This is a genomic window from Polynucleobacter sp. HIN5, assembly GCF_030297555.1.
Lineage (GTDB): Bacteria > Pseudomonadota > Gammaproteobacteria > Burkholderiales > Burkholderiaceae > Polynucleobacter.
This window is the reverse complement of the sequence record NZ_AP028136.1, coordinates 1,033,228-1,045,956: the sequence shown is the minus strand read 5'-3', so window position 1 is coordinate 1,045,956 and position 12,729 is coordinate 1,033,228. Positions and strand designations below refer to the sequence as shown.

Genomic DNA, 12,729 nt, shown 5'->3' with positions numbered 1-12,729 from the left:
CGAGCGCTTCGCTGGGCATCGCCAAGACCTCGCACGCAAGGTGCATGCGGTGGGGATTAAGAACCCGCAGGTCTTGCAAGCCATTGCCACCGTACCACGCCATTCATTTGTGGATGCTGGATTGCACGCGCAAGCCTATGAAGACTCGGCATTACCGATTGGTCATCAGCAAACCATCTCGAAGCCCTCGGTGGTGGCGCGCATGATTGAGCTCTTGCATAAAAACAAACAACCCTTGGGCAAGGTGCTAGAGATTGGTACGGGATGTGGCTACCAAGCAGCGGTGCTGAGTTTGTTAGCGCAAGAGGTTTACTCGATTGAGCGAGTTCGTGCTTTGCATGATCTGGCTCGCACCAAATTACGACCCTTCCGCATCGCCAATTTGCGCCTCATCTATGGCGACGGAATCCGCGGGCTAGCGCAAGCGGCACCTTTTGACGGAATCATCCTGGCAGCGGCGGGGTTGGGGGTGCCCGACCCCTTATTGGATCAACTGGCGATTGGGGGGCGCTTAATTGCGCCGGTCTCTAAAAGCGAGACCGAGCAACAGCTCTTACTCATTGAGCGGGTGAGCTCCCACCGCTATCAAAGGACCGCACTTGATGAGGTCTTTTTTGTGCCCTTACAATCAGGGGTGATATGAACCCATTGCATGACAGCCCACAATCCCGATACACGATTCGCGTCGGCCAGACCGCTCTCGTAGCGGTTATCGCTTTTGGGCTTGCAGCATGCTCGACCCCTCCAAGAACCAAGCCAGCCACCATTACAGATCGCAGTGCGCCGGTAGCCAGCATACCTGCTCAAGAGCCAGTGCCGCCTGGGTTCTATCGGGTTAAGCGCGGGGATACCTTGATTCGGATTGCGCTCGATAACGGGCAGTCCTATCGGGACATTGCAGCATGGAACAACATCACCGACCCTAATTTGATTGAGGTTGATCAGGTCTTGCGGGTTAAGCCACCGCCTAGTGCCGCTCGGGTAACAACCAAGCCCATTGAGCCAATCAAACCCGCTGACAGTAAAGCGCCAGCCGACAAGAAAGTGGTTGCCAAGAAAGCCGATGAGAAAGAGGTCGCTGTTGCTGAACCCAAAGCCGATGTTGTGGATCCACCCATTAAGCTCTCATGGCCCGCGAAGGGCAAAGTGGTTGAGGAGTTCAATGAGGCCAAGAACAAGGGTATTGATATTGCCGGCAAGATGGGTGAGCCCATTCAAGCGGCAGCCGATGGCAAAGTGGTTTATGCCGGCAACAGTCTGCGAGGCTATGGCAATCTGGTGATCGTCAAGCATGACAACACCTATCTCACGGCCTATGCCCATAACCGTACACTCTTAGTGAAAGAGGGTGAGAACGTGCGCAAGGGCCAACGGATTGCTGAGATGGGCGACTCCGATGCCAATATGGTGAAGTTGCACTTTGAGGTGCGCATGAACGGCAAACCCGTTAACCCGATGCAGTATTTGCAATAACTGTAATCACCCGTTTGGCTAAATCGATCCCCAGCGTACTGGTTTTTGATATTGAGACCGTTCCGGATGTAGCGGGTCTACGGTTACTTAATTCTTATCCAGATTCGATGAGCGATGCTGAGGTCGCAAAGGCTGCGATGGATGAACGTGCTGCCCAAACCGGCCACGAGTTCTTACCCCTCTATTTGCAAAAGATCATTGCGATCTCGTGCGTGATTCGCAGAACCACCAAAGAGGGCTTACCGCAATTTAAGGTTGGTAGTCTCGGAACCGCAGCCGATGATGAGAAAACCCTTGTGCAAGCCTTTTATGAATTGATTGAAAAATACACTCCCCAGTTGGTGTCATGGAATGGTAGCGGCTTTGATCTACCGGTCTTGCATTATCGGGCGCTGTTAAACCAAGTGGCCGCGCCGCGCTACTGGGAGATGGGTGAGAGTATGGACAGCGATAGTAAAGACTTTAAGTGGAATAACTACATTAACCGCTATCACATGCGCCACATTGATCTGATGGATGTTTTGGCCAAACACAATGCGCGCGCTAATGCACCGCTCGATGCGCTAGCGAAGCTGTGCGGCTTTCCTGGAAAACTGGGCATGGATGGCTCGCAAGTATGGCCTGCGTATCAACGCGGTGAGATTGAGCAAATCCGACAGTATTGCGAGACCGATGTGGTCAATACCTATTTGGTCTACTGCCGCTTTCAACAGATGCGTGGTGGCTTTACTGCTGATGAGTATGACGAAGAACTCGTCTATGTGAAGCAGCAACTCGAGCAGGATGCCAAGCAAGGTAAAGCCCCTTGGGCCGAGTACCTCGCCGGCTTTAGTCACTAGCATCCATCACGTTCAGAATGAGTACGGAAGCACCGATGCCAAAAGCATCTCCGATCGTCACGATTGACTCTTTAGATCTCGATGCACAAGGCGTTGCGCGGCAATCGAATGAAGAGGGCGGTAAAGTACTGTTTATACGGGGAGCATTACCCACCGAGCAAGTGACCTACACCATCACGCGGGAGAAAGCGCGTTTTGCCAAAGCCAAACTTCATGAGCTGATTAAACCCGCGGTCTATCGCACCACACCTCGCTGCACCTATTTTGTGACCTGCGGAGGATGTAGTATGCAGCATCTGGATTTTGCTGCGCAGATTGCGATGAAGCAGCGGGTCTTAGAGGATGATTTGTGGCACATCGGACGGATTAAGCCTCAAGAGATCTTACGACCGATTGCAGGACCCGCTTGGCACTATCGCCATCGAGGACGCTTAAGTGTGATCGATCGCTCGATTAAGAAGGGCACAATCTTGGTGGGTTTTCATGAGCACAACAGTAGTTATGTGGCAGACATGCTCACCTGCGAAGTCATCCCCAAACGCATCTCCGATCTTTTGGTGCCGATGCGGGAACTGGTGGGCTCACTGAGTATCCGGGATCGCGTTCCGCAAATCGAGTTTGCTGTTGGAGAAGACACAAACCAACCGGGCGTCACTCAAATTGCCTTAGTGATTCGTCACTTGTTGCCGCTGACCCCCGCCGATTTAAAGAACCTAGAAACATTTGCCAAACATCATCAGGTTGGTATTTGGTTACAGCCTCAAGGGCCTGAGACCGCTAAACCGTTTTACCCCACCGAGCAACCCCTTAATTACACCCTGCCAGAGTTTGGGATCAGCTTACCGTTTCTGCCGACGGACTTCACCCAAGTTAATCACGCAGTCAATCAAGTCCTCATCAGTAAGGCCATCGCATTACTGGATATTCAAAGAAGTGATCGTGTGATTGATCTCTTCTGTGGCATTGGTAACTTCACACTGCCCATTGCAACCCTAGCCAAGGAAGTGCTTGGCATTGAGGGTAGTAAGACCCTAACTCAGCGTGCCTTGCAAAACGCCCGTCATAACCAACTCGATCACAAAACCCAATTTAGTCAGAGTAACCTCTTTGAGGTCACGGCCACTGATCTCAATGGTTGGGGCAAGGCCGATAAATGGCTGATTGACCCACCGCGAGAGGGCGCTATGGAGATTTGTAAGGCGATGCAAGATCTACCAATAACAGCGCTACCGAAACGCATTGTGTATGTCTCATGCAATCCCAAAACACTGGCACGCGATGCCGCAATCCTGACGCACGAACTAAATTACACCCTAAGCAAAGCAGGAATCATCAATATGTTTCCTCACACCTCGCACATTGAATCGATTGCGGTGTTTGATCGATCGGAAAAAAATGGGTATTCTGTAATTCGTTGTAACGACATTCCATGACCAACCTCAACCAGTTGCCCACCGATTTACCAGCCCCTCAAGATGATGGGGCTTGTAAACATTTGGTCGGAATGGCTTTACCGAATGTGGCTTTGTTAGCAACCGATGGGTCGATGGTGAACCTTTCACAACGATCTGGTCGTACAGTCATCTATTGCTACCCCATGACCGGGCAGCCCAATGTGTCATTGCCCGAAGGGTGGGATCAAATCCCAGGCGCGCGTGGCTGCACACCCCAAAGCTGTGCTTATCGTGATCACTATCAAGAACTCCAAGCCTTAAATGCCAATGTGTATGGCCTCAGTGTGCAGAGTACGGATTACCAACGCGAGATGGCTACGCGTTTGCATTTGCCATTTCAGGTGCTCAGTGATGAGCAGTATCAGTTCCAGCAGGCCCTCAACTTGCCAACCTTTGTAGCGGCAGGGATGACCTTACTCAAACGCGTGACCCTGATTAGTAATGACGGGCATATCGAGGCAGTGCATTACCCAATCTTTCCAAGTGATAGTGATCCTGCTTGGGTATTGGATTATCTAAAGATCAGAAAATAAAAAGGGCGCCGCAGCGCCCTAAGTTACCGCATGACGATGTTGCTATTAGTCGCGGTCTCCACCAAAGATGCCCAGAAGAGCCAAGAGGTTGGAGAAAATGTTGTAGATGCTTAGGTAGATGCCCAAGGTTGCAATGATGTAGTTGGTCTCACCACCATTAACCACGCGCTGCACATCCACTAAGATGAACGCGGAGAAGATGGCAATTGCTACAACCATCAAAGTGAGCATCAGGGCAGGGATCTGCAACCAGATGTTGGCCAAGGAAGCCAAGATCAACAGAATGACGCCTACGAATAGGAACTTGCCCATGCCCGAGAAGTCTTTCTTGGAGACCGTGGCAATCGACGCCATCACGGTGAAGATTGCAGCTGTGCCACCAAAGGCACCCATGATCAGAGCAGCGCCATTGCTGTAGCTACCTAGGGTCATGCCGATCAAGCGCGAGAGCATCACGCCCATAAAGAAGGTAAACGCCAGCAAGAGCACGACGCCCATACCGGTATCTTTGTTCTTCTCGATTGCCCAGAAGAAACCAAAGGCAACGGCCAAGAACAAAATCGCGCCCATAAATGGACTACCCTCAAAGAAGGTAAAGCCCATGGCCACACCCAGCCACGCACCAATCACGGTAGGCACCATCGAGAGTGCCAAGAGGGCGTAGGTGTTTCTTAGGACACGGTTACGGGATTGGGCAGTTGCAACTGCAGCACCACGACCAAAACCATACGAATTCAGATCACTCATTGAGTAGCTCCTTAAAGTAAGTCCAACATGGACTTGATAGTGATTAAGTATAGACAAAACATATAAAAATCAAGACCTTTGTGACAGGAAGGTCGTTCGCATCAGGGTCTTTAGGTGATATACCTAAGAAATTCAATGGCTTAGGACTAAGAATAGGGGATAAAACCCTAAAAACAACGTATAATTTCGCATCGCAATACCGAGTATTGCTGACAAATGATTCAATAAAACCGAAAAACCGTTTCACACAACCTCATTGGAGTTTTTGCATGGCAATTCAGCGCACCTTATCCATCATCAAACCTGACGCAGTCGCGAAGAACGTGATTGGCCAAATCTATGCTCGTTTTGAGCAGGCTGGTTTGAAGATCGTCGCCGCCAAAATGGCGCACCTCTCAAAAAATGAAGCTGAGCAGTTCTATGCCGTGCATAAAGAGCGTCCTTTCTTCAAAGACCTCGTGAGCTTCATGATCTCGGGTCCGGTCATGATTCAGGTACTTGAAGGTGAGAACGCGATTGCTAAAAATCGTGAGCTGATGGGTGCTACCGATCCCAAGAAAGCCGACAAGGGCACGATCCGCGCTGACTTTGCAGATAGTATTGATGCTAATGCCGTGCATGGTTCCGATGCATCAGAGACCGCTGCAGTGGAAGTCGCCTTCTTCTTCCCCGGCATGAACATCTACGCACGTTAATTCACCATTGAATTCAAGCCGCACGAACTTACTCAATTTTGATGCTGCCAAGATGGCAGAGTACGTTGCGGGATTGAATGAGAAGCCCTTTCGGGCCAAGCAACTCTTGCAGTGGGTTCATCAGCGTGGCGTCTCTGACGTGGCGCTGATGACCGATCTAGCTAAATCCTTTCGTCATCAACTCGCAGAAGAAGCAGAGGTGATTAGTCTGCCAGTTATTCAGGATATGAAGGCTGGTGATGGCACCCGCAAGTGGTTATTGGATGTTGGGGCAGGTAATGCCGTTGAGATGGTGTACATCCCAGAGGATGATCGCGGCACATTATGCATCTCCTCCCAAGCGGGTTGCGCCGTCAACTGCCGATTTTGTTCCACCGGTCACCAAGGCTTTGCGCGCAATCTAACTGCTGCGGAGATTATTGGACAACTCTGGTTTGCTGAGCATCATCTGCGGGACGACCCTCATGCGATTCGCAGGCTGGATGATGATTGTGCGGAGCAAGCACAGGGTCGTGTCATTACAAATGTAGTGATGATGGGTATGGGTGAGCCTTTGCTCAACTACGATGCGGTACTCGTGGCATTGCGGTTAATGCTCGACGATCACGCCTACGGTCTATCACGCCGCCGTGTGACTGTCTCCACCTCGGGTGTGGTCCCCATGATGGATCGCTTGGCCCAGGATTGCCCAGTGGCTCTCGCTGTATCCTTGCATGCCCCGAACGACGCTCTGCGCGATGAGCTTGTGCCGCTCAATCAAAAATACCCTCTGAAAGAGCTGATCGCTGCGTGCGATCGCTACTTACCATTTGCACCGCGCGACTTTATTACCTTTGAGTACTGCATGCTCGATGGCGTCAATGACCAAGACCAGCATGCCAAAGAGCTAATCAAACTCTTAAAGGGCTTGCGTTGCAAATTAAATCTCATTCCCTTTAACCCATTTCCAGCCTCGGGCCTCAAGCGTTCACCCGCAGAGCGCGTCAAACAGTTTGCCCAAATTTTGCAAGACGCTGATTTAGTAACCACCGTGCGTAAGACCCGCGGTGACGATATTGCGGCTGCCTGCGGCCAGTTGGCAGGCGATGTGATTGATCGAACCCGCCGCGCGGAGCGCATGCAAGCACTCAATGAGCAGGTGATTCAGTTTCAGGGACGATAATGAACGCAATTGGATGCCATGATGAATAAGATCGAGCCAGGCTGTTTGCCACCATTACCCCTCGGACCATTACCGCGCCGCGTATCGCGCCAGTCGGTGGTGGCGTGGGGCGATAACCGCGTCACAGTTGGTGGAGATGCTCCGGTGCGGGTGCAATCGATGACCAATACCGATACCGAGGATGCGATTGCAACCGCGATTCAGGTAAAGGAGTTGGCGCGTGCCGGATCGGAACTGGTGCGTATTACCGTGAACACCCCAGAAGCCGCAGCACAAGTGCCCTATATTCGCGAGCAACTCGATAAGATGGATGTGAAGGTGCCACTGATCGGTGACTTTCATTACAACGGCCACACCTTACTCAAAGAGTATCCCGATTGCGCCAAGACCTTGTCCAAGTACCGTATTAATCCCGGTAATGTGGGAAAGGGTGCAAAGCGGGACCCGCAATTCGCGCAAATGATCGAGGCGGCTTGCCATTACGACAAGCCAATTCGGATTGGGGTGAACTGGGGCAGTCTCGATCAAGATCTGCTAGCGCAGATCATGGATGAGAACGCCAAGCTGGCCACTCCCAAGACCTCTCAAGAGGTGATGATTGAAGCCTTGATTCAGTCGGCACTTCAATCGGCCAGTAAAGCGGTTGAGCTCGGCATGAACCCTGATCAGATTACGCTCTCGTGCAAAGTGAGTGGTGTACAAGATTTAATTGCGGTCTATCGTGATCTCGCCAGACGTTGCGACTATTCCTTGCATCTCGGGCTCACCGAAGCGGGCATGGGTAGCAAAGGTATCGTGGCATCAACTGCTGCACTTGCAGTGCTCTTACAAGAAGGAATTGGTGACACCATTCGTATCTCCTTAACACCTGATCCTGGTGCACCGCGTGAGAATGAAGTGATTGTTGGCCAAGAGATCTTGCAAACCATGGGATTGCGCAATTTCACGCCGATGGTAATTGCTTGTCCTGGATGCGGTCGCACTACGAGCACCACCTTCCAAGAACTGGCTGCCAAGATTCAATCGTATCTACGTCAACAAATGCCAGTGTGGAAGAAAACCCATCCCGGTGTTGAGAACATGAATGTGGCAGTGATGGGTTGTATCGTCAATGGTCCAGGCGAGAGCAAGCACGCCAATATCGGCATCTCTTTACCAGGAACTGGTGAGAGCCCCGCAGCCCCAGTGTTTGTCGATGGTGTGAAGGTCAAGACCCTACGCGGTGAGGGCATCGCCGAAGAATTTCAACTAATCGTCGACGAGTACGTTAAAGCCAATTACCATGCAAAAAATTAATGCCATCCGCGGCATGAACGATTTGCTGCCTAAGGATGCAGCAGCTTGGTCTTATCTCGAGCGCACCTTAGCGGATCTCACCCGAGCCTACGGCTACGAGCAGATTCGGACACCCATTGTGGAATCCACCGCACTATTCCAACGCGGTATCGGTGAGGTGACTGATATTGTCGAGAAGGAGATGTACTCCTTTGAAGATCGGCTTAATGGCGAACAACTCACACTGCGCCCCGAGGGAACCGCAGCAGTCGTGCGCGCTACGATTGAACACAATCTAATTTATGACGGCCCCAAACGGCTTTGGTACACAGGACCCATGTTTCGGCATGAGCGCCCACAGCGTGGACGCTATCGCCAGTTTCATCAATTTGGGATTGAGGCACTGGGATTTGCAGGACCAGACATTGATGCCGAGATCATCTTGATGGGCCAACGCCTGTGGGATGAACTGGGTTTGCAAGGCGTGCGTTTGGAGCTCAATTCCCTGGGCGAGGCGCCCGAACGCGCTGCGCATCGCCAAGCACTCGTCGATTACTTTACGCAACACCACGCACAATTGGACGAGGACTCGCAGCGGCGTTTGCAAACCAATCCACTGCGGATTCTGGATTCGAAGAATCCAGCAATGCAGACTCTGATTGAGGGCGGCCCCAAACTCTTGGAGTTTTTGGGTTCAGAGTCCTTGGCTCACTTTGAAGCAGTACAAACGCTCCTAAAGGCCAACAACATTCCATTTAAGATCAATCCACGATTGGTGCGCGGCTTAGACTATTACAACCTGACCGTGTTTGAGTGGACTACTGAGGCATTGGGTGCCCAGGGTACGATCGCCGGCGGTGGTCGCTACGACCCCTTGATGGAGCGTATGGGTGGTAAAAGTGCCCCAGCCTGTGGATGGGCGATGGGCATGGAGCGTGTGCTCGATCTGATGGCGATCTCCAAGAGCATTCCCGATAGCGAGCCTGTGTGTGATGTGTATGTCTTGCATCAAGGCGGCGATACTCTGGTGCAAGCAATGATTGCCGCAGAGGCGCTGCGTAGTGCCGGAATTGATGTGATTTTGCATTGCCCACCCGATGGGCAGAGTGCGAGCTTTAAATCCCAAATGAAGAAAGCCGATGCCAGTGGTGCGCAATTGGCTCTGATTATTGGTCCTGATGAACTCGCTCGTGATGAGGCCCAGTTAAAGAATCTACGTGGCACGGGTGAGCAACATGCCGTTCCACTATCTGGCTTATTGGTGGCCGTGGTGGATGCTTTGGTGGATTCTTAGTCACACAGCATAAAATAAGCGTTTAAACAATCGAAGAAAGCAGTATTGGCATGGCACTTGACCTCGAAGAACAAGAAAACCTAGCGAACCTGAAATCGTTTTGGGCCCGCTATGGCAATTACATCATCGGTGTCATTACCGTGGCATTGCTTGCCTATGCAGCTTTCAATCTTTGGGGCTGGTATCAGCGCAGCCAAGCAGCCGATGCGGGTAAGTTGTACGAGACCCTGATTAATGCGGTTACCAAGAACGAGAAAGATAAAACCTATCTCGCTGCTGATGATCTGCAAAAGAAATACGGCGGCACCACGTATGCTGCCATGGGTAATCTCGTGGCCGCCAAGATTGCGATGGATAGTAATGACCCTGCAAAAGCACAAGCGTATTTGAAGTGGACCGCCAATAAAGCCAGTGATGATTCATTTCGGGCGTTGGCGCAATTGCGACTTTTGGGACTCCTGATTGATCAGGGCACCGAAGCCAGCCTGAAAGAGGCCGATCAACTCCTCAAAGAAAAAGCCGTCAAAGGATTTGAGCCCTTATGGATCGAGCGCCGCGGTGATTGGTATTTGGTGCAAAAGAAGATTCCGGATGCTCGTACCGAGTATCTCAAGGCAATGAAGATCATGCAAAGCGATAGAGCCTTTCCGGAAGACGCACGTGGTTTATTGAAAGTGAAGATTGATGCCGTAGGGGGTATGTAGTGCAACTGTTGCGCTGGGGCGCCATCGTATCTCTTTCACTTGCATTGATTGCCTGTTCTGGCTCATCCAAAGTTCGTAAACCCGCTGAGTTAGTCAACGTCAGTAATCAAGTGGAGCTTGCTGAGGTTTGGTCAACCAATGTAGGTAGTTCGATACCCGCTAACTTCCGCCCCGTGGTTGCTGACGATCATGTGTTTGCCGCATCCGCCCGTGGCACCCTGAGTAAGTTAAATATTCAGAATGGACGTGTGGTGTGGGAGGTGAGTGTTCCCGAGAAACTTTCCATTGGTCCAGGGTCGGATGGCAAGACTACGGTTGTGGTGAGCACGGAAGGCACTGCTTATGGCTACGATGAGTCGGGTAAGAATATTTGGAAGCATCTGATTGGAAGCGAGGTTCTTTCTGACCCAATCGTCGCCGCTGGTGTGGTGGTGATCCGTACCTTGGATCATCGCTTTATTGGTCTGGACGCAGCGACCGGGAAACGGCGTTGGATCTATCAGCGGCAACAGACTCCCTTATCGCTGCGCGTTGGCTACGGCATGCTCTTAGTGGGCAATGATGCGGTGGTGACTGGATTCGGGGGTGGTCGCTTTGGAGCGCTTGCGCTCTCCAACGGTGGTCTCATCTGGGAATCTGCCGTCTCCTTCCCCAAAGGCTTTTCTGAGATCGAGCGCTTAAACGATGTCACCAGTCGACCCAGCTTAGAAGAGGGGCGTCTTTGCGTGGTCTCGTATCAAGGCAAGATCGGATGCGCAGAACTGCGCAGCGGTAATTTAGTGTGGTCGAAGGATTTCTCAAGCTATACCGGCACCACCCAAAGTACGGAGTTTGTGTTTGCTGCCAATGAAAAATCCCATGTGTATGCCTACCGTGCAAGTGATGGCGTACAGGTTTGGGAGAACACCCAGTTAACCTGGCGCGACGTTGGTGAGCCATTAGCGATTGGGCGTGTGGTCATGATGGGTGATAAACAAGGCTATGTGCATCTCCTCAATCAAAATAGCGGTCAGATGGTCTCGCGTATTCGTCACGATAGCTCTCCGGTTACGGCAGCACCGATTGCAGCCGGTGGCGTGATCATCATTGCTTCTCAAGGCGGCAAGATTGCGGCGTATCGCCCGCGCTAAGACCAATCACTCATGAAACCCGTTATTGCCATCGTGGGCCGACCCAATGTCGGTAAATCCACCTTATTTAATCGCCTGACCAAATCCCGTGATGCCCTGGTCGCCGATTTTCCAGGGCTTACGCGTGATCGCCACTATGGCAATGGTCGAGTGGGGGATCGGGAGTTCATTTGCATTGATACGGGCGGCTTTGAGCCCGTTGCCAAGACCGGCATCATGGCCCAGATGGCCAAGCAAACGAAGCAAGCCGTCGCCGAATCGGATCTGGTGATCTTTTTGGTCGATGGCCGACTGGGGCTTGCACCGCAGGATCGTGTGATTGCGGATTTCTTGCGCAAGACCGGACGCCCAGTGATCTTGGCGGTCAATAAGACCGAGGGCATGTCCGCCAGCGTGGTCACGGCGGATTTTCATGAACTGGGTCTAGGTCAGCCTGAGCCCATATCTTCTGCGCATGGCGATGGGGTGCGGGCTTTAATTGAAGAAGCCCTTGATCAATTGCAGATTCCTGAACCCGAGCCCGATGATGCCGCCGTTGCCGATGGCACCCGACCGATGAAGATTGCGGTGGTCGGTCGACCCAATGTCGGCAAGTCGACCTTCATTAATACCTTGCTTGGCGAAGATCGGGTGATTGCTTTTGACCTCCCCGGCACCACGCGCGATGCCATTGAAGTCGAGTTTGAACGCAATGGCAAATCCTATGTCTTGATTGATACCGCAGGACTGCGACGGCGTGGCAAGGTCTTTGAAGCGATCGAAAAGTTCTCGGTGGTTAAAACTTTGCAAGCAATTAATGATGCCAATGTGGTGATCTTGATGCTTGATGCTCAGCAAGATATCTCGGAACAAGACGCACATATTGCTGGCTATATTGTGGAAGCAGGGCGCGCTCTGGTCGTGGCGGTTAATAAATGGGATGGCATTGATGCTTATGTGAAAGAACGCGCGCGGGTTGAGATTGCTCAAAAGCTACGCTTTCTAGACTTTGCTAATGTGCATCCCATCTCGGCCAAAAAAGGATTTGGCATTAAGGAGTTGTTCAAGGATGTGGATAAGGCTTACCAAGCTGCAATGGCGAAGCTCTCGACGCCTAAACTCACCCGCGCCATGATCGATGCAGTGGCTCATCAGCAGCCCAAACGGGTGGCCAAAGGCCGACCCAAGCTTCGCTATGCCCATCAGGGTGGCATGAACCCGCCAATCGTGATTATTCATGGGAGCGCCTTGCACGGCATCACCGATAGCTATAAACGGTATCTCGAAGGGCGTTTTCGGGAGATCTTTGAGTTGCGCGGCACCCCTTTGCGGATTGAGTTCCGGACTGCGGCAAACCCTTATGTCAAAGATGAAAAACCACGCCGTAAGTAGGATTTGTCACACAAATAGAGAAATCCATTATTTAAGGTTAATATCCTTATAG

Annotated in this window: 12 protein-coding genes and 1 pseudogene; 12 read left to right on the top strand and 1 reads right to left on the bottom strand. The window is 51.8% G+C overall.

What is annotated here, in order from left to right; all coding sequences use genetic code 11:
* Positions 1 to 19 precede the first annotated feature (19 nt).
* The 5 genes and pseudogenes from QUE61_RS05520 to QUE61_RS05500 all read left to right on the top strand — a co-directional run.
* Positions 20 to 643 (top strand): annotated as a pseudogene (locus QUE61_RS05520) (protein-L-isoaspartate(D-aspartate) O-methyltransferase); the annotation flags it as partial.
* Positions 640 to 1,473, top strand: coding sequence for a peptidoglycan DD-metalloendopeptidase family protein (locus QUE61_RS05515; protein ID WP_286306273.1), 834 nt, complete (start codon positions 640 to 642; stop codon positions 1,471 to 1,473). The pseudogene QUE61_RS05520 and the gene QUE61_RS05515, both read left to right, overlap by 4 nt.
* 26 nt (positions 1,474 to 1,499) lie before the next feature.
* Positions 1,500 to 2,312 (top strand): 3'-5' exonuclease, encoded by an 813-nt coding sequence (locus QUE61_RS05510; protein WP_286308302.1) that lies wholly within the window; start codon positions 1,500 to 1,502, stop codon positions 2,310 to 2,312.
* A gap of 35 nt (positions 2,313 to 2,347) precedes the next feature.
* Positions 2,348 to 3,745: a 23S rRNA (uracil(1939)-C(5))-methyltransferase RlmD gene (rlmD, locus tag QUE61_RS05505; protein ID WP_286306272.1), complete on the top strand. Its 1,398-nt coding sequence runs from the start codon at positions 2,348 to 2,350 to the stop codon at positions 3,743 to 3,745.
* Positions 3,742 to 4,299, top strand: a complete 558-nt coding sequence (locus QUE61_RS05500; RefSeq protein ID WP_286306271.1) for a peroxiredoxin — start codon at positions 3,742 to 3,744, stop codon at positions 4,297 to 4,299. The genes rlmD and QUE61_RS05500 overlap by 4 nt, the downstream gene beginning before the upstream one ends.
* 45 nt (positions 4,300 to 4,344) lie before the next feature.
* Here the strand turns inward: QUE61_RS05500 and QUE61_RS05495 are convergent, their stop codons facing one another.
* Positions 4,345 to 5,046 (bottom strand): Bax inhibitor-1/YccA family protein, encoded by a 702-nt coding sequence (locus QUE61_RS05495; RefSeq protein ID WP_286223063.1) that lies wholly within the window; start codon positions 5,044 to 5,046, stop codon positions 4,345 to 4,347.
* Positions 5,047 to 5,315: 269 nt separating this feature from the next.
* On the opposite strand from QUE61_RS05495, the gene ndk reads away from it, so the two are divergent.
* The 7 genes from ndk to der are packed head-to-tail and all read left to right on the top strand — an operon-like array spanning position 5,316 to position 12,677.
* The gene (gene ndk, locus QUE61_RS05490) at positions 5,316 to 5,741 is read left to right on the top strand and encodes a nucleoside-diphosphate kinase (protein WP_286306270.1); all 426 of its coding nucleotides are present in this window, start codon (positions 5,316 to 5,318) and stop codon (positions 5,739 to 5,741) included.
* A 7-nt stretch (positions 5,742 to 5,748) separates the two neighbouring features.
* Positions 5,749 to 6,903: a 23S rRNA (adenine(2503)-C(2))-methyltransferase RlmN gene (gene rlmN / locus QUE61_RS05485; RefSeq protein ID WP_286306269.1), complete on the top strand. Its 1,155-nt coding sequence runs from the start codon at positions 5,749 to 5,751 to the stop codon at positions 6,901 to 6,903.
* Between the two features lie 18 nt (positions 6,904 to 6,921).
* Positions 6,922 to 8,199 (top strand): flavodoxin-dependent (E)-4-hydroxy-3-methylbut-2-enyl-diphosphate synthase, encoded by a 1,278-nt coding sequence (gene ispG / locus QUE61_RS05480; protein WP_458574706.1) that lies wholly within the window; start codon positions 6,922 to 6,924, stop codon positions 8,197 to 8,199.
* Positions 8,186 to 9,472: a histidine--tRNA ligase gene (gene hisS, locus QUE61_RS05475; protein WP_286306268.1), complete on the top strand. Its 1,287-nt coding sequence runs from the start codon at positions 8,186 to 8,188 to the stop codon at positions 9,470 to 9,472. Before ispG ends, hisS begins: the two co-directional genes overlap by 14 nt.
* Positions 9,473 to 9,522: 50 nt before the next feature.
* A complete protein-coding gene (locus tag QUE61_RS05470; protein ID WP_286306267.1) occupies positions 9,523 to 10,176 on the top strand; it encodes a YfgM family protein in 654 nt (217 codons plus the stop codon).
* Positions 10,176 to 11,306, top strand: coding sequence for an outer membrane protein assembly factor BamB (bamB, locus tag QUE61_RS05465; RefSeq protein WP_286306266.1), 1,131 nt, complete (start codon positions 10,176 to 10,178; stop codon positions 11,304 to 11,306). The genes QUE61_RS05470 and bamB overlap by 1 nt, the downstream gene beginning before the upstream one ends.
* A 12-nt stretch (positions 11,307 to 11,318) precedes the next feature.
* Complete coding sequence (gene der, locus QUE61_RS05460) at positions 11,319 to 12,677, top strand: ribosome biogenesis GTPase Der (protein WP_286224873.1); 1,359 nt, start codon at positions 11,319 to 11,321, stop codon at positions 12,675 to 12,677.
* Positions 12,678 to 12,729: the final 52 nt, after the last annotated feature.

Coding starts and splice junctions, on each gene's coding strand:
- QUE61_RS05500 (WP_286306271.1), top strand. CDS start 3,742: ATGACCAACCTCAACCAGTTGCCCACCGATTTACCAGCCCCTCAAGAT.
- hisS (WP_286306268.1), top strand. CDS start 8,186: ATGCAAAAAATTAATGCCATCCGCGGCATGAACGATTTGCTGCCTAAG.
- ndk (WP_286306270.1), top strand. CDS start 5,316: ATGGCAATTCAGCGCACCTTATCCATCATCAAACCTGACGCAGTCGCG.
- ispG (WP_458574706.1), top strand. CDS start 6,922: ATGATGAATAAGATCGAGCCAGGCTGTTTGCCACCATTACCCCTCGGA.
- rlmD (WP_286306272.1), top strand. CDS start 2,348: ATGCCAAAAGCATCTCCGATCGTCACGATTGACTCTTTAGATCTCGAT.
- QUE61_RS05515 (WP_286306273.1), top strand. CDS start 640: ATGAACCCATTGCATGACAGCCCACAATCCCGATACACGATTCGCGTC.
- QUE61_RS05495 (WP_286223063.1), bottom strand. CDS start 5,046: ATGAGTGATCTGAATTCGTATGGTTTTGGTCGTGGTGCTGCAGTTGCA.
- der (WP_286224873.1), top strand. CDS start 11,319: ATGAAACCCGTTATTGCCATCGTGGGCCGACCCAATGTCGGTAAATCC.
- QUE61_RS05470 (WP_286306267.1), top strand. CDS start 9,523: ATGGCACTTGACCTCGAAGAACAAGAAAACCTAGCGAACCTGAAATCG.